Source organism: Staphylococcus schweitzeri, assembly GCF_002902405.1.
GTDB classification, from domain to species: domain Bacteria; phylum Bacillota; class Bacilli; order Staphylococcales; family Staphylococcaceae; genus Staphylococcus; species Staphylococcus schweitzeri.
Window position 1 is genome coordinate 1 of sequence record NZ_PPQS01000040.1, and the last position, 17,253, is coordinate 17,253.

Genomic DNA, 17,253 nt, shown 5'->3' on the forward strand with positions numbered 1-17,253 from the left:
AATTAATAGAAATCAGCTTTTTTACATTGCCTAAGAACTTAATGTCCCAAGCACTTAAAAGTAAGGGGTATTTAATAATCATAATTTTTCGAGTGACGTTACGATATGTATAGAGTGTCTAAAATTGGATTAAAAAATCCCCGCACCATTATTTTGGTGAGGGATTTGAAAATGATTTTGCTTACAATGGAGTATGTGTGTATTTAGACATCTAATACTTTAAGTTATTAAATATTTTTCTTCTTGAAAATAAATACTACAAGTATTAAGAAAATAGAAATATAAGCAATATTACCAATATACAATTCATGAAGTTCTAGTTTCGTTGACTTACTAAAACCTTTTTCAACTGTTTGAATCATAATATTCATCATATTAATAGGGTTCCACTTTAGCCATTCAATTTTTTCTAAAAGTGTCGTTTGAATAGCTGCTAATATAGTACTTGCAAAATAAAAAACAATACCTACTGCAATGGCTACACCCGTTGAATTTGTTGCGCATGATAATAGTAACGTTAAGCTTAAAACTAACCAAATGCCAACAAATGTGCCTAAACTAACTAATAATAATTGATTCAATAAAGATAATTGATTACCGCTACTTTCAAATATATTTAAATTATTAAAGAATAAAGAACCGATACCAATTGAAGCGATAATAGTAATAATGAAATAAATTAAAGAAATAATGAATAATGTGATGATTTTGCTAATAATCATAGTTGTTCTTGAATATTCACGATAAAGTAAATTTTTAATCGTGCCGTAATGAAATTCCATTGAAATAATTGTACTTGCTTGAATTATTAATAAAAATGAAAACCATGGAAGTCCATTAAAACCAGATGTGAAAGTTTCCTTTGGCATGATATTGTATTTTGTAGCAATGTAACCTTGAGCAACCATTAGTAGAATAAAGACAATAGGTGCGATAAAAGTTGATTTTTTCTTATATAATTTGAAACATTCTTGTTTAATTAAAGTTCCCATTTTATGCTTGGTCCTCCCTTTCTATGATGTCTAGTAATACATTTTCTAAATCATTATCTTTAAATTGTTTAAGTTCTTCTTCCGATGTTTCTGTTACAATTTTACCTTTGTTGATAATAAGGATAGAATTTGTAATTTTAACCAATTCACTTAAAATATGACTCGAAATTAAGAAAGTAACACCTTCTTGGGCTTTTTGGACAATCAATTCACGTACATCTCGCACAGCTTTTGGATCTAAGCCGTTCATTGGTTCATCTAAGATAACAAATTGAGGTTCATTTAAAAATGCTATAGCAATTCCTAATTTTTGTTTCATACCAAGAGAATACGTTTTAGCTTTTTTATGAATGTATTCATCCATATGAAGTTGTGAGACAATTTTATCGATATCTTGAGTGTTTTTTGATTCATTCAATAACTTCAAGTTTTCATATCCAGACATAAAAGGATATATTCCTGGATTTTCAATCAATGCACCGATATTGCTTTTGCTGTCCTTGTTGTTAATAACGTTGAAATTCCCACTTTGGAAACTAGAATAACCTAATATAACTTTCATTAAAGTTGTTTTACCTGCACCATTTGCTCCAACAAGACCAACTATTTGTCCGCGTTTTAGTTTAAATGATACATCTTCGAGAATTGTTTTGTTGCTAATCTTCTTTGTTAAATGTTCTATTGTTAAAACATCCATATATCTATCTCCTTTGCTATTAAATAATCTGAATCTTAAGATTTTATATATAAAAATAATTTTATCACATATCAAGTGTTATAAAAATATGGATTTAAAAAACTTTAATAATATAAAATACAAATATGAACACGAGTATTTTTGCAGTATGCAAATGGCATTGCTACATTTATTAAAATGCGCAATTTGTTATGAGTGACTTTTTTGAATAGTAGGGAGAAATTTCGGTGTGCTGAAAACAGAATATAAGTTCTACTTATTTGAGATGAGAGTTTGAATTGTTGGTGGACTTGTGAGATGGGTTTGCGGAAATAAATAAGTAATAAGTAAGATAGATTGTGTGACTGAACATTTTCTTAAGTTTTAGGTTGTCAAATTAAGTACAACAATTCGTCACATAAAAATTAAAAAGGGAACTTCCAATCAAAACATTTTTTGGGGAATTCCCTTTTTAATAGTACTCATTATTATCTTTTAATAAAACTTCTATATTCATACAATGAAATAATATTTGATGATATAGATCATATTGTCAATATTTGTAAATGTGTATAATATCCCAATATCTTATAACAAAATGTATTTTAGGTTTTTTATGAAATGTAATGCGTATTGTGCTTAATATTATAACATGCATGTATAAAATGAATTATATAAAGGGTGTTAAATGTTAACTAAGTTCGTATTCTATTTATAATTTCACTTAATTTTTTTAAGCTTTGGTCAATTTCTTCCTTGTCGATATATGAGTATGAAAAGCGGATATAGCTTTTAGAGTTAATGTCATATATTTCTCCTGGGTGTATTAGTATATTTTCTTTTATTGCTTCGTTAAATAAGAGCTTTATATTTACTGGAACAGATAGCTTAAACCAGATATAAAATGAGCCTTGGGGTTCATTCCAATATCCAAACTTAGATAGATGTTTCTTTAATGACTTTATAAAAATAGATTTTCGTAATTTTAGTTCGATCTTTAATTTATATAAATGATCTTCATGATAATTACTTAACCACGTTGTGGCAATATGCTGTGATATAGAACTTGCACCATAATCATTTTGCATTTTTAAATCGGCTAAATGATGAATTACTTTTTCATCTGCTATAATCCAACCAATACGTAGACCGGGACTTACAGTTTTAGATAAACTACCTAAATATAAAACATTATCACTATTTTTTAAAGCTTTCATAGAAATTTGTTGGTTAGGGCTGAACCATAAATCAGAGTATATACTATCTTCCACAATCGGAATACCTTCTTTATGACATTGATCTATAATTTTTTGCTTCTCTTCTTTACTATAAGTATTTTGAGTAGGGTTATGCAGCGTAGGTATACAGTAAAAAATACTGTGCCTATAATCACTATTTAATTTAAAGATATTGTTAATATTCTGTTTGATATAATTGATGGACAAAGGAATAATTTTCGCTCTGATATTATGCCAAGTACGTATGGAATTAATGTATGAAGGTGTTTCAATTATAATTTTAGATTGTGGAATTAACAGTCCGTCTGCAATTAGTTTTAAACCTTGCACAGCACCGGATGTAATACATATATTATTGATATTACAATCAACTCCTCTTCGCTTCATATATTTTACTATTTCTATCCTTAACTTTAGATTTCCTTTAGGTTCTTCATAGTTAGTTTGTAAAGATTCTTCAATATCATTAGTTAATATTTTTTTAAATATATGGTTTGGAATTAGTTTTGGTGATAGTTCTCCAGTACCTAATCGGACGATGTCAGTATTAAATTCTATTTCATTAATTTTTTGAATATAATACTGGTTATTTTTAGAAAAGCTATTGCCTATATAATCTTGCCAATGAATATTATTGGTAATATAAGAATTCCATTTATACTGGGATACATAAACACCTTTTTTTTCAATTGTATCTAAGATGCCATAGCTTTTTAGAATATCTAAAGCTTGTATAACTGTTGATTTATTTACATTATAGTACTTAGCTAATTTTCTTTGCGAGTATAATTTATCCCCAGGAGATAAAATACCGTTGTTAATTTTATTAATAATATCATCAATTATTTTTTTATATTGAAATTTAGTCATAAATGTCATCCTCAATCTGGTTGGAATTTTTATTAGAATCTGGTAGGTTTTTTAATTTTCAGATTATTATAACATATTAAATAAGGGAGGCGATTAATTTGACACTAAAATTAGAAAAAGCTGTATTTTCAATGGAGATAAAAAAAGATTTGAAGTTATTAATGAAAAAGGATAATTACCACAATATTTTCGCTTTGATTTTTGACTGGTTGGTAATTCTCGGGAGTGCATGTATAAGTATCTATATGAGTAATTTCATTATTTATATTCTAAGTATTATTTTAATTGGAAGCCGAATGAGGGCGTTTGATAACTTAATGCACGAAGCATGTCATCGTTCATTATTTACAAATAAGTTTTATAATAAATGGATTGCTTGTCTTTTAGTAGCATTCCCTATATTTACAAGCTTTACTACATATTGTAATTCTCATTTTAAACATCATAGAAATTTATGGGATGAGGAAAAAGACCCAGATACTAAACGATATCGTATTGTAGGTTTAGATAAGCCGCAAAAAGATGTGAAAAAATTTATAATTAATCACATTGTAAAGGTACTATTTTTATTTCATGTGCCTAAATATGTTTTAGGTACAGTTTCAGCTAATTTATACAGTAGAGATACACCTAAATCAGAAATATGGACTAGAAATATTTTCTGGGTAACAATTATTACGTTATCAATTATGTTTAATTTTTGGTTATATGTTATTCTTTATTGGTTTATACCACTTTTAACAACTTTTCAGATTATTCGTTATTGGGCAGAAATGGATGAACACTCTGGATTGAATAATGATAGTGAGTTAACAGCAAGTCGGAATACTTTTGGTATGCCTTGGACAATATTTTTATTTCATCCTCACCATGATAATTTTCACTTAGTCCACCATTTATTCCCAGCAATTCCACATTATAATTTGAAAAAGCACATATTATACTAATGAGAGATCAAAAATATAGAGAAGCACACCATTGTACTGGGTTCTTCAAGACGACACTACCGGGTTTTTATAGTGTAGTAAAAGATATTTGTACACCGAACATTGTTGGAAAGGGGGAGGATGCGAATTGATACAACCAGTTTTACACGGTATTTTATTAGCATTGGGGCTTATTTTGCCCCTAGGAGCGCAAAACGTGTTTGTATTTAATCAAGGTGCTAATCAAAAAAAAATGATAAACGCATTGCCGGTTGTTATAACGGCTGGATTATGTGACACTTTTTTAATAATAATTGCTGTACTGGGTGTTTCACTAATATTAATGTCATTACCAGTTCTACAATTATTTATTTATATAGTTGGTTTGTTTTTTCTATTGTACATGGCTTGGTCTTTATGGAAAGAAAAGCCTAACACTTTAGACAACTACGATCCGATGAGTACAAAAAAGCAAATAGGTTTTGCTATATCTGTTTCGTTGTTAAATCCACATGCAATTATGGATACAGTTGGTGTAATTGGATCAAGCGCATCTGTCTATTCTGGTTTAGAAAAGATACTTTTTTGTATTGCCACAATTATGGTTTCTTGGCTATGGTTTTTTCTGTTAGCAATATTAGGTAAGGTTTTAGGTTCTATAGATAGAACAGGTAAATATATATTATTTTTAAATAAAGTCTCTAGTATAATAATAATTGCCGTTAGTATAGTTATTATAAAAAATATATTAAATTTAATTTTATAATATAAAAGTGCGTATTAGTTATAATTGGAAAACCAGTAAGTGATATTTAAAAATGAAAAGATTTTAATATTATAATTAATCTTGAGGTGTTGAGCTCCTTAGAATTAGTTGACAAAAAAGATTGGAAATCTTAATTGGAAAAATGTAATATTATTATAAAATTATATAAAAATATAATGAAGAGCCTCGGAGGAATAAATTCGAGGTTCTTCTTTATGCTAACAGCATGATTATTTTACTCTCTTACGTTTGCCAATGTAACGTATAGCAAAGTAAATGACTGCGATAATGATGACAACATACATAATACGTGAATATGTATGAAGGCCAGTCATCAACGTACCAAAGCTATCGCTCAACGTGCGTCCTAGTAAAATTAAACCGAAATTCCAAATTGTTGTACCTATTAATGAAATAACGGTAAATGTCACAACATTCATGCGGTTTACACCAGCTGGAATGGTAATCAATACACGTAATACAGGTATGAAACGACAGATAAATACAGCCCAAACGCCATACTTTTTAAACCAATCATTTGCTCGCTTTAAATCCTTACTTTTCAATTTAATCCACTTACCGTGTCGATCAATAAAACGATAAAGACGTTCTTCTGAAATTAAACGACAAATATAATATAAAATTAATAGCCCTATAAACGATGCGATAGTTGCAATAATAAATAAAGTTAAAATTGATAAATGTGATTTAACAGACATTAGACCAGCAAATGTCAAAATGATTTCGGATGGTACGATAGGTAGTACATTTTCTAATAAAATTAATATAAAAATGGCTGCATACCCAAAACGACTAATAAATTCAGTGATAATTTGTTCCATTATTAAAAATAAGCTCCTTTAAATTCCAGCAATTGCAGACAAATATAAACTGGATGAATCAAAATGATTAATGATTGATGCCGGATACAATGTTGAAACAAGAATTCGTCTTAAAATGTATTATAAGCAATATAGCAAAAAATTGCTTGCTATAAGAGCAAAAAGTCAATAAATGATCATCTAAATAACAGGCGCTGCACAATGAATGGTCAATGTAGTTATATGCAATATATAATGAATCTCTAAAATGTAATGAAGCTTACAATATACGTTTTAAAACACTATGGTTGCAGTATTTTTAATTAACAAATGATAGGCTACTATGTAACTAAAAGTTTCTTTATATCGTTTTAATAGCAAAAGTTAAGCGGAATTTAATAAAATTTTTATAGATTCTATTGTAAACGCTTTCCATGTCTGATAATATTATAAAAAATAACTTTGGTACAATTTTGTGACAAAGTAGGGGTGGACATGCCAGATGTCCGAAAATTTTACCGTTTCAGGGTTTAGTTTTAAAAATTAATAAGGGAAGTAGGAATAGTTATGAAGGAAAAGCGTACTAACGTAAGGTGGATGTTCGCACTTGCGTTCTTCTTTATTGGGGTTATTGCGTATATGGATAGAGCAAACATTTCATATATCGCTAAACAAATGATGGATGATTTAGGGATGACCAAACCACAATTTGGTTTATTGGCATCATTCTTCTCTCTAGGTTATGCATTAATGCAAGTGCCATCAGGGATGTTAGCTGAAAAATTCGGTCCACGTAAGATGATTACAATTGCATTAGTTTGGTGGAGTGCATTTACAATCTTAACTGGTATGATTAAAAACCATGGCTTAATTTATTTGGTGAGATTCTTATTTGGTGTGGGTGAGGCGCCAATGTACCCTTCTAATGCCGTGTTCAACTCATATTGGTTTTCTAAAAATGAAAAAGGGAGAGCATCGAGTGCATTATTAGCCGGTTCATACTTCGGTCCGGTATTAGCACCAATGGTTACAATTGCTATCGTTAATGCATTTAACTGGCAAGCCGTATTTTATATCTTTGGTGCAGTAGGGATTTTAATGGCTGTATTATGGGCGATTATTGCCAAAGACTTACCTGAGCAACATAGAATGGTTAATGAAGCGGAGAAACGTTTCATTATGGAAAATCGTGATATAGTAGCTACTGAAAAGTCATCACCACCATGGAATGATTTCTTTAAACGTTTTAGCTTCTATGCAATTGCCATCCAATACTTTGTTGTACAATTTATCATTACACTATTCTTAATTTGGTTACCAACGTATTTAACAGAAGTATTCCACGTTAACTTTAAAGAAATGAGCATTAGTTCATTGCCTTGGTTATTAATGTTCTTCTTAATCTTATCAGCAGGTGCAATTTCTGACCGTGTATTAGGATTAGGGCGTTCAAAATTCGTAGCTAGAGGTGTAATCGCAATCGCAGGGTTCATTGTATTCGCAGTTTCAATTCTCTTTGCCGTACGTACAGGCAATTTATATGTAAGTATTTTTTGGTTATCACTAGGTCTTGGTGGTATTGGTATTTCAATGGGGATGAGTTGGGCTGCAGCAACTGACTTAGGACGTAACTTCTCTGGTACAGTATCAGGATGGATGAACCTATGGGGTAATATAGGTGCATTAATCAGTCCATTATTGGCTGGTTTCTTCGTAGAATATTTAGGTTGGACTATGACATTCCAATTATTAATCGTTCCAGCAGTAATCGCTGTGATTATGTGGTTCTATGTGAAACCAGATCAACCTTTAATTGTTAGTGATGATAAAGTAACAGAAAAATAATTTTAAAAAGCAATAAGACCTTATTTAATGGGGGTTTATTGCTTTTTTAATGCGTAAAAATCGAAGCTTTGCTATTTGCACATATGAGTCCAATATAAATTCAATGAATCATTGTTGAAGCGATAATGTATATTTAACGAGAGTAAATTACGAAGTGTAAGTATATAATTCGACATCTAAATTTAATTATACAAAACATTTGGAGGACACATGAATGAACACAAATTTAGAGAAATATATTAAAAGTTTACCTATCTTAGGAGTAATTATAAGTGTATTTTTAATTATATTATTCTTTTTCATATGGCATGCGGAAGGTGATTTTTATGTGATTGTTTTATATTGCTTAATACCATTTTTTGTTAATACATCTTTGTATCTACTTTACACATTCATGAATCATTTTTTTAAGAAATAAAGTTCTATAATACCAAGTTAACTAAAGAGAGAATTAACGTTAACAGCAATCTCAAGCATTCATATAAATCACACTTTAAAATATACTAAAACAGTTCAATACGTATCAAATTATGAATGAAATGCACCTTTTCAAAATTTTTAGAATTTAATTTAAAATGCGTTAAAAAGATTTTTAAAGTTATATAATTACGTATAAGGTGTTATAATAGCAAATGTTGCTTAATTATAATTTATAGTAGCTAATTAAATTTATGTATACTAATAAAAAAAATGGAAATATTTTCGCAATGGAAGGAGACGTCGTAATGACATCTTTTTGACATCACTTATTAAAATCAATCGACAAAACTTAGACTTCTATAAAGGAATAAGACAAGGTTTATTAATGATAATCCCTGCTTTAATTGGATATTTATGTGGTAATTTTCAATTTGGATTACTTGTTGCAACGGGAACATTAGCACATATTTATGTGTTTAAAGGGTCTGCTAAATCAAAGGTTAGAACTGTAATTATATGTAATTTAGCTTTCGCCATTTGTATGATTTTAGGTACTCTAACGGCTACAACGCCATTGGTATTTGGTTTGACTTTGCTCATTGTTACAGTTATTCCCTTTTACATTTTTACAGCTTTGAAAATTGCAGGACCATCATCTACCTTTTTCATCGTAACATTTAGTCTTCCTATTAACTTGCCGATAGCACCAGAAGATGCATTATATAGAGGCTTTGCCATTATTTTAGGTGGAATCTTAGCCACTTTAATGGTGTTGTTAACAATCTTCCTATCTAAAACGAAAGCAGAAGAACAAGCGATTCGAAATGATTTCACACTTATCACGAAGTTATTACATCATTATAATGATAAAGATAAATTTTTAGAAGTTGCTGCTTCAGCGGTAAATGTATTTAAAGCATCAGATAAATTATTGATCACTTCAAATTCAAGTAGTGGAAAATTGGGCACACGCTTTCAAAAGTTACTATTGTTGCATACATCTGCACAAGGTATTTACTCTGAATTGTTGGAATTAAATGCTAAAAATATAAGACCATTACCAGTTGAATTGATAGAAATGATGGGTTACATTACTCAACAACTTAGTAATCCTAACCAACAGATGGATTATTGGCGTAAAGAAGTTACCGTGACAAATGATTTTGAAAATTTATTTAATCACATTTTGAAAATTGACGAAATAGCACATGCAAATTCTGAACGTATTGAATATGAAGCAGATATTCATAAGCCGCTGTATAGTAAACGAATTTATCAAAATTTAACATTAGACTCTATTGTCTTTCGTAATACATTGCGATATGCCATTATTATGATGGTATCAATATTTATTGCACTTATGTTCGATTTCGACAAGGCATATTGGATACCGCTATCTACACATACTGTATTGCTAGGTACTTCGACAATTCATGCGATTGAAAGAGGTATGGCACGAGGTTTAGGAACAATATTTGGTGTATTAGTGCTTTCAATCATACTATTCATTTCAATACCGACACCAGTTGCAGTTGTACTTATGGGCGTTGCCGCGTTATTTACTGAAGCATTAGTTGCGGCGAACTACGCAATAGCTGTAGTCTTCATCACTATCCAAGTTATATTAATGAATGGTTTGGCATCGAGAAATTTATCTATTGATATAGCCTTTCCACGAATGACGGATGTAACGATAGGAATCGTCATAGCTATTTTAGGATTATTTGTCCTTGGTCAACGTACTGCATCAGTATTATTACCAACTGTAATGGCTGAAGTAATCCGTAAAGAAGCAACAATTTTTCATTATTTGTTCTCTGAAAATAAATATAAAGATGAGACTTATTTGAAAGATGAGGCAATAAACTTATCGGTGAAATTAAATAATATGACGCAAGTCTATCATGCTGCATGTGGTGAATTATTCAGTAATAAAGCTATAGTTAGAAATTATTATCCAAGTATATTTGCAATTGAAGAAATAAGTTTTATGTTAAATAGAGCAATGACAAACGAGTCGCGTTATACGATAGATGAACAATTAATAGGTACGTATTTAGTTGTGTTCGAAAATATTGCGAAGCATTTTGAATTACAAGAGAACTTATCGATTAAAAAATTATCAGATTTACCACAATACAATTATATTCAAACAGCATTAATGCATATTCAAGAAAGTAGTATAGAAATGCAATAAAATGTAGATTGAGTTGTGAATTTAGTGTGTCAGTCTAACGTTTGTCTGAGGTTATTGTGAAGGAAGTCTAAAAAATTGTGTTTAATATGTTTCATTTTATAATTATGGTGGTATATAACATGAATTATAACATATTGGAGGTTTAGAAAATGCCCTGTACATTAAAAGGTTACCCCGAAAAATGGGAAGAATTTGAAGTGATAAAACGGCAAAAAGCGATAGACATTGCGAATGCGATGCTTAAGGAAGGTTATGTTGAAAAAGATGTTATTCCTATCGCGACGAAAAAAGCAAAAGATTGGTATCGAGCGTTATCGAAAGAAGAAATTAAAGCATTAGAAGAAGAGAACATCGTGCAATTCCATACAGCAACAAAGGAAAAAACAGAGGTGGATAGTGAAGATGCAACAACTGATAATGAAAAACATATTCAAGAACAATCAAATCAAGGTAAATTATATTTTGATAGCGAATCAATCGGAAACCAAAGTGGTGGCGTTCGACAAAGAGAACCGCTCATGGATGGTACACATCCAAAGATTGTGGAATCATTTAAAGACGTATAGTATTTTAATTAATTAAACACTTGTGCCTATATGAAGGTAACAGGTGTTTTTTATTATGTTCCAATTGATAGCGGTCAAACAATCAATGTTTTTTCTGAATAGACTGCTTCAAAGTTTTAACAATTTGAGTTATACATATAAATCATTCGTTTATATTTTACAAAGAAGTATTTAAAGCTTTTTTGAATCGGTCAAATGTACGATAGGGTATTAGTATTATCTTAATAAAATGTTAGGTACAATAAAGATGATTAAATATCGGAGGTAAGTATAAATGTATGTAGATCGAAAACCATCATTATATTTAGAAGATTTGAGACATGATTTTAAAAATAGTTTAAGTAAATTTGAAAATGGTGATGAAGCGTTTGATACATTATTAGGTTTTGTAGAATTAGATCATATTTATTCATCGGCTCTAAAAGAAATTAGTACAAAGTTAAGTATTTTAGATGATAATTTTAACCATATTTATAAGCATAATCCTATCCATCATATGGAACGACGTGTTAAAGAAATGCGTAGTTTAATTGAAAAGCTAAATCGAAAAGGATTACAGATAAGTGCACATGCAGCTAAAGAACATATTATGGATATCGCAGGGATTCGTGTTGTCTGTAATTACTTAGATGATATTTATTTGATTGAAGAGATGTTGCTTAAACAAGAAGACGTACAATTGATAAAACGTAAAGATTATATTCAGCACCCTAAAGAAAATGGTTACCGCAGTTTACATATCGTTGTATCCATTCCAGTCTTTTTAGCAGAACGTGTTGAAATATTGCCAGTAGAAATACAAATTAGAACGATTGGGATGGATATGTGGGCAAGCTTAGAACACAAAATGCGTTATAAAAATGATGCGGAAACTGAAAAATATAGAGATTTATTAAAGGAATGTGCAACTGAAATTACTGACGTTGAAAACAAGTTACAACAAATTCATTCTGAAATCACGGATTAATATATTGTAACTGAGTATCGCTTGTTTTTGGTAACTACTTGAAGCAATATGGCACGAAATGAAATACGAGACACCTAGCATAATAAATTTCTAAAATTTTCCATAAAAATATGAGAAGTATACTTGCTCGTGACGTTGGGTCATCAACTATGGTAAAAGTAGGAGGTGGAAATCTATGTCTAATTATTCAACTGGAGAACTCGCAAAGTTATGTAATGTAACAATACGAACAATTCAATATTATGATCGTAAAGGTATTTTGAAACCGGAAGGATTTACAGAAGGAAATCGTCGTGTATACACAGAACAACAACGACAAACATTAGAGTTAATCTTATTACTTAAATATTTAGGTTGTGCATTAAGTGATATAGATATGTTGTTAAATGGTGATAGTACAATGAAGACGCTCAATGCCTTGCTTACACTCAAACAGCATGAAATTGAGCAACAAATTAAAGAGCAACAAATTGTGTTAAACAAAATAAAAAACATTCAACATTACGTAAGTGATGAGTCGAAGTCTCCAATATCACATCTAAAAGACATAGAAAATGTCATGAATAAATCTGGTGAAATGAAAAGTATTCGTCGTAACATTTGGATTAGCGCTGGTGTAATGGGAGTTATTCAATATTCAAGCATTATGAGTGCGTTCTTGATGAAAAACAAATGGCCGTTTTTAATTGTGTTGCCGTTTATGGTTGGTTACGGCATTGGCATTACTTTATATTACCAACGCAATGTTGCCTATTTATGTCCTAATTGCCAACATGTATTCTCGCCGTCTTTATGGCAAGTTATCAAAGCTAAACATACAGCGACAACACGCCGATTTAAATGTCCGAACTGTCATGAAACACACTATTGTATTGAAGTGCCAAAGCCACATATGAACATAGAGAATTTCCACACACCACAAGCATAAACCACAATTAAACGAATTATGTAATAGTGATCATCACCTTTGAGATGTTAATAATGAAGGGGGGGTCACTTTTTTTACATTATTAAGAAAGCGCTTGCAAACACAGAATAACTATATTACCATACTTGTATACAAGTATGTAGTGTAATAAAGGAGGTATCTTGATGACGTATGGATATCCAGAGAAATGGTTAGAAGGGATGACGACTGGAGAAAGTATTGCGGCAGAATTACGATTAGGGATTGTGAAAGGGCATATAACTGAAGGAACATTACTCACTGAAAACCAAATGGCAAAGCAATTTAATGTAAGTCGTTCGCCAATTCGCGATGCATTTAAATTATTGCAACAAAATCAACTCATTCAATTAGAAAGAATGGGTGCACATGTGTTGCCGTTTGGAGAACAAGAAAAGAAAGAAATGTATGATTTGCGACTGATGCTTGAATCATTTGCATTTTCACGTGTTAAAAATCAAGATCGATTACCTATCGTAAAAGAAATGAAGAAACAACTTGAAATGATGAAGGTAGCAGTAAATTTTGAAGATGCAGAGTCGTTTACTAAGCATGATTTTGAGTTTCATGAGGCATTAATCAAAGCACCTAACCATCAATATTTAAACTCATTTTGGAGTCATTTAAAGCCGGTGATGATGGCACTCGTTTTAACATCTATGCGACAACGTATGCAACAGAACCCACAAGATTTTGAACGTATCCATCGTAATCATCAAGTATTTATTGATGCAGTGGAACAATATGACAGTCAAATTTTAAAAGAAGCATTTCATTTAAATTTTGACGATGTTGGTAAAGATATTGAAGGATTTTGGTTGAATTAAAATGAAAAGAAAGAAGGATTTGTCATGAAATATATGATTGGTGTCGACATTGGAACGACGAGTACCAAGTCAGTCTTATATGATGAAAATGGAACTTTTATCATGAAACATCAAATCGGCTATGATTTACACACACCAAACGTTGATGTCTCAGAAGAAAACCCAGATGAATTATTTGATGCGGTGTTAATGACAATTAAATACATAATGAGGGAATCGAAAGTTAATCAAGATGATATTAAATTTGTGTCATTTAGTGCGCAAATGCATAGCTTGATTGCGATGGATCAACACAATCAAAGATTAACTAACAATATTACTTGGGCAGATAATCGAGCTGCAAAATATGCAACATTAATAAATGAAGTGCATGATGGCAACGCGATTTACCAGCGAACAGGTACGCCAATTCATCCTATGTCGCCGTTAGCGAAGATTTTTTGGATGCAACATGAATGGCAAGATGTGTTTCAACGTACTGCCAAGTTTGTAGATATTAAAACATACATTTTCTATCATTTATTTGATACATATATCATTGATTATTCAATGGCTTCTGCAACAGGTATGTTTAATTTAGAAACATTAGATTGGGATGTTGAAGCATTAGAACTACTTGGTATTTCCAAGGAAATGTTGCCGGAATTAGTTCCAACAACTTATGTGATGAAAGGTATGAAAAAACGTTATGCAACATTAATGGGGCTTAATGAAGGTACGCCGTTTGTTATTGGTGCGAGTGATGGTGTGCTTTCTAATTTGGGTGTCAATAGTGTTGGTAAAGGAGAAGTTGCTGTCACAATCGGTACATCTGGAGCTATTCGTACTGTAATAGATAGACCACGTACAGATTATAAAGGAAGAATATTTTGTTACGTCTTAACAGAAGACCACTACGTCATTGGAGGTCCTGTAAATAACGGTGGTGTCGTATTGAGATGGTTACGCGATGAGTTGTTAGCGAGTGAAGTTGAAACTGCGAAACGTCTTGGGGTTGATCCCTACGATGTCTTAACTCAAATTGCAAATCGCGTTAAACCAGGTGCTGACGGCTTAATATTCCATCCGTATTTAGCTGGAGAACGTGCACCGCTATGGAATGCAAATGCAAGAGGTTCATTCTTCGGTTTAACTTTATCTCATAAAAAAGAGCATATGATTCGTGCAGCATTAGAAGGTGTTCTTTACAATTTGTATACTGTCTATCTTGCGCTCGTGGAAGTGATGAATGAAACACCTAAGATGATTAAAGCGACAGGTGGGTTTGCGAAAAGTGAAGTATGGCGTCAAATGATGGCAGATATATTTGATACAGAATTAGTGGTTCCGGAAAGTTATGAAAGTTCATGCTTAGGTGCCTGCGTGCTCGGACTAAAAGCTGTAGGTGAAATTGAAGACTTTTCAATTGTTTCTTCAATGGTCGGTGCCACACACAATCACATGCCGATTGAAGAGAATGTAAGTGTGTACCAGGAGCTTGTATCCATTTTCATCAATTTAAGTCGTTCTTTGACAGAGAATTATGAACAAATTGCAGACTTCCAACGCCAACATATAGGTGAAATTAAAACGCAATAATTATGTTACTCAAGCATCTTAGATAAAGTTGTTGTGCCATGATTACTGCATGTTATGCGAGATACATGCGCTACGACAGTGTTACATTCTATTGAAAAGAGAAAGAGGGTAATGTCATGTTTAATGAAATATGGCCGTTAATCAGTGTTGTTTTAGGTATTGTTATTTTATTAGTATTAATCATTGGGTTTAAATTAAATACATTTATTGCATTAATCATTACGTCAATGGTTACAGCATTAATGCTAGGTATACCATTGACTAAAATTATGGAAACGATTGAAAAAGGAATGGGCAGTACGCTCGGACATATTGCATTAATTTTTGGCTTGGGTGCAATACTCGGAAAATTACTTGCTGATGGTGGTGGCGCAACTCGAATTGCAGACACATTAATTCAAAAATTTGGACAGAAACATGTGCAATGGGCCATGCTTGTTGCAGCATTTATCGTCGGTATTGCATTGTTCTTTGAAGTAGGTTTAGTCTTACTAATTCCATTAGTATTTACAGTAGCGAAACGCGCAAATGTTTCAGTGTTAAAACTAGGACTACCTATGGTGACAGCTTTATCAGTGACACATGGTTTTTTACCACCGCATCCAGGACCTGTAGTAATCGCAAAAGAATTAAAAGCGAATGTAGGAGATGTATTACTTTACGGTATGATTATTGCCATTCCAGTTACACTCATTGCAGGACCCATATTTAACAAAGTTGCTCAAAAAATAATTCCGTCTGCTTATACACGAGAAGGCGATATTTCAGCGTTAGGTGCACAAAAAGAATTTACGAATCAAGAAATGCCAGGATTTAGCATGAGTTTATTAACTGCAACATTACCAGTCATATTAATGTTAGTGTCTACGATAACGCAACTTGTAACTGGGCACGACAAACCTACAAATTTATTGGAATCTATCATTTATATGATAGGAACAGCAGGAACGGCCATGTTGATAGCAGTATTATTTGCGATTGTCACGATGGGATTAATGAGAAAGCGTAAGATGAATCATATTATGGAATCGGTGACGAATGCGATTTATCCAATTGGCATGATGTTATTGATCATTGGTGGTGGCGGTACTTTTAAACAAGTGTTAATTGACGGTGGTGTTGGTAATACCATTGCTAAAATGTTTGAAGGTACAGAGATGTCACCGATTTTACTAGCATGGATTGTTGCGGCTGTGTTACGTATCGCATTAGGTTCGGCTACTGTAGCTGCGATTTCGACGACAGGTATTGTCTTACCATTATTACAATCATCAGATGTGAATGTTGCATTAGTTGTACTTGCGATTGGTGCAGGTAGTGTGATTTTGTCTCATGTGAATGACGCAGGATTTTGGATGTTTAAAGAATATTTTGGTTTAACTGTAAAAGAAACATTCTTAACATGGTCATTATTAGAAACGATTATTTCCGTTTCGGGTATCATCTTCATTTTATTCATCAGCTTATTTGTTTAACTAAATATTAAGTGGACGTGTTTTTAGGTAACTAAAATAAATTGCCTTGAAACACGTTTGTTTTTATGCAAAAAAAAGGCTAAAACGCTCAAAATCCGAACGATATAAAAAGTATATTGGTCGTTTTTGAGTAATGAAAGGCA

Annotated in this window: 14 protein-coding genes and 1 pseudogene; 11 read left to right on the forward strand and 4 right to left on the reverse strand. The window is 31.6% G+C overall.

Features of this window, described 5'->3' with window-relative positions:
- Positions 1-227 precede the first annotated feature (227 nt).
- From CD116_RS09125 to CD116_RS09140, 3 genes are all read right to left on the reverse strand, one after another.
- Complete coding sequence (locus tag CD116_RS09125) at positions 228-992, reverse strand: ABC transporter permease (RefSeq protein ID WP_047551698.1); 765 nt, start codon at positions 990-992, stop codon at positions 228-230.
- A 1-nt stretch (position 993) separates the two neighbouring features.
- Positions 994-1,689 (reverse strand): ABC transporter ATP-binding protein, encoded by a 696-nt coding sequence (locus tag CD116_RS09130; protein ID WP_047551700.1) that lies wholly within the window; start codon positions 1,687-1,689, stop codon positions 994-996.
- A 674-nt stretch (positions 1,690-2,363) separates the two neighbouring features.
- Entirely contained in the window at positions 2,364-3,776 is a 1,413-nt protein-coding gene (locus tag CD116_RS09140; RefSeq protein WP_047551703.1) for an aminotransferase-like domain-containing protein, read from the reverse strand.
- Positions 3,777-3,874: 98 nt separating this feature from the next.
- On the opposite strand from CD116_RS09140, the pseudogene CD116_RS09145 reads away from it, so the two are divergent.
- Both CD116_RS09145 and CD116_RS09150 read left to right on the forward strand, forming a co-directional pair.
- Positions 3,875-4,854 (forward strand): annotated as a pseudogene (locus CD116_RS09145) (fatty acid desaturase family protein).
- Positions 4,851-5,468: a LysE/ArgO family amino acid transporter gene (locus CD116_RS09150; RefSeq protein ID WP_047551706.1), complete on the forward strand. Its 618-nt coding sequence runs from the start codon at positions 4,851-4,853 to the stop codon at positions 5,466-5,468. Before CD116_RS09145 ends, CD116_RS09150 begins: the two are co-directional and overlap by 4 nt.
- A 230-nt stretch (positions 5,469-5,698) precedes the next feature.
- Here CD116_RS09150 and uptA read toward each other — a convergent pair whose 3' ends face one another.
- Positions 5,699-6,310: an undecaprenyl phosphate transporter UptA gene (gene uptA / locus CD116_RS09155; protein ID WP_047551709.1), complete on the reverse strand. Its 612-nt coding sequence runs from the start codon at positions 6,308-6,310 to the stop codon at positions 5,699-5,701.
- A gap of 546 nt (positions 6,311-6,856) precedes the next feature.
- Between uptA and CD116_RS09160 the strand changes: the two genes are divergently transcribed.
- The 9 genes from CD116_RS09160 to CD116_RS09200 all read left to right on the forward strand — a co-directional run bounded on the left by CD116_RS09160 (position 6,857) and on the right by CD116_RS09200 (position 17,110).
- The gene (locus CD116_RS09160; protein ID WP_047426504.1) at positions 6,857-8,134 is read left to right on the forward strand and encodes a pyruvate MFS transporter; all 1,278 of its coding nucleotides are present in this window, start codon (positions 6,857-6,859) and stop codon (positions 8,132-8,134) included.
- Positions 8,135-8,348: 214 nt separating this feature from the next.
- A complete protein-coding gene (locus CD116_RS13955) occupies positions 8,349-8,552 on the forward strand; it encodes a hypothetical protein (RefSeq protein ID WP_047551712.1) in 204 nt (67 codons plus the stop codon).
- A gap of 387 nt (positions 8,553-8,939) precedes the next feature.
- Positions 8,940-10,751 carry an FUSC family protein gene (locus tag CD116_RS09170; RefSeq protein WP_047551747.1) on the forward strand — a complete coding sequence of 604 codons (1,812 nt, stop codon included), beginning with the start codon at positions 8,940-8,942 and terminating at the stop codon, positions 10,749-10,751.
- 149 nt (positions 10,752-10,900) lie between these two features.
- Complete coding sequence (locus CD116_RS09175) at positions 10,901-11,317, forward strand: DUF2188 domain-containing protein (RefSeq protein WP_047551715.1); 417 nt, start codon at positions 10,901-10,903, stop codon at positions 11,315-11,317.
- A 274-nt stretch (positions 11,318-11,591) separates the two neighbouring features.
- Complete coding sequence (locus tag CD116_RS09180) at positions 11,592-12,284, forward strand: GTP pyrophosphokinase (protein ID WP_047531970.1); 693 nt, start codon at positions 11,592-11,594, stop codon at positions 12,282-12,284.
- 175 nt (positions 12,285-12,459) lie between these two features.
- Positions 12,460-13,212 carry a MerR family transcriptional regulator gene (locus CD116_RS09185; protein WP_047551719.1) on the forward strand — a complete coding sequence of 251 codons (753 nt, stop codon included), beginning with the start codon at positions 12,460-12,462 and terminating at the stop codon, positions 13,210-13,212.
- Positions 13,213-13,376: 164 nt separating this feature from the next.
- On the forward strand, positions 13,377-14,057 hold the full coding sequence (locus tag CD116_RS09190) for a GntR family transcriptional regulator (RefSeq protein ID WP_047531966.1): 681 nt from the start codon (positions 13,377-13,379) through the stop codon (positions 14,055-14,057).
- Positions 14,058-14,081: 24 nt separating this feature from the next.
- Positions 14,082-15,635, forward strand: coding sequence for a gluconokinase (gene gntK / locus CD116_RS09195; RefSeq protein WP_047551722.1), 1,554 nt, complete (start codon positions 14,082-14,084; stop codon positions 15,633-15,635).
- A gap of 116 nt (positions 15,636-15,751) precedes the next feature.
- Positions 15,752-17,110, forward strand: coding sequence for a gluconate:H+ symporter (locus CD116_RS09200; protein WP_047551725.1), 1,359 nt, complete (start codon positions 15,752-15,754; stop codon positions 17,108-17,110).
- Positions 17,111-17,253 lie beyond the last annotated feature (143 nt).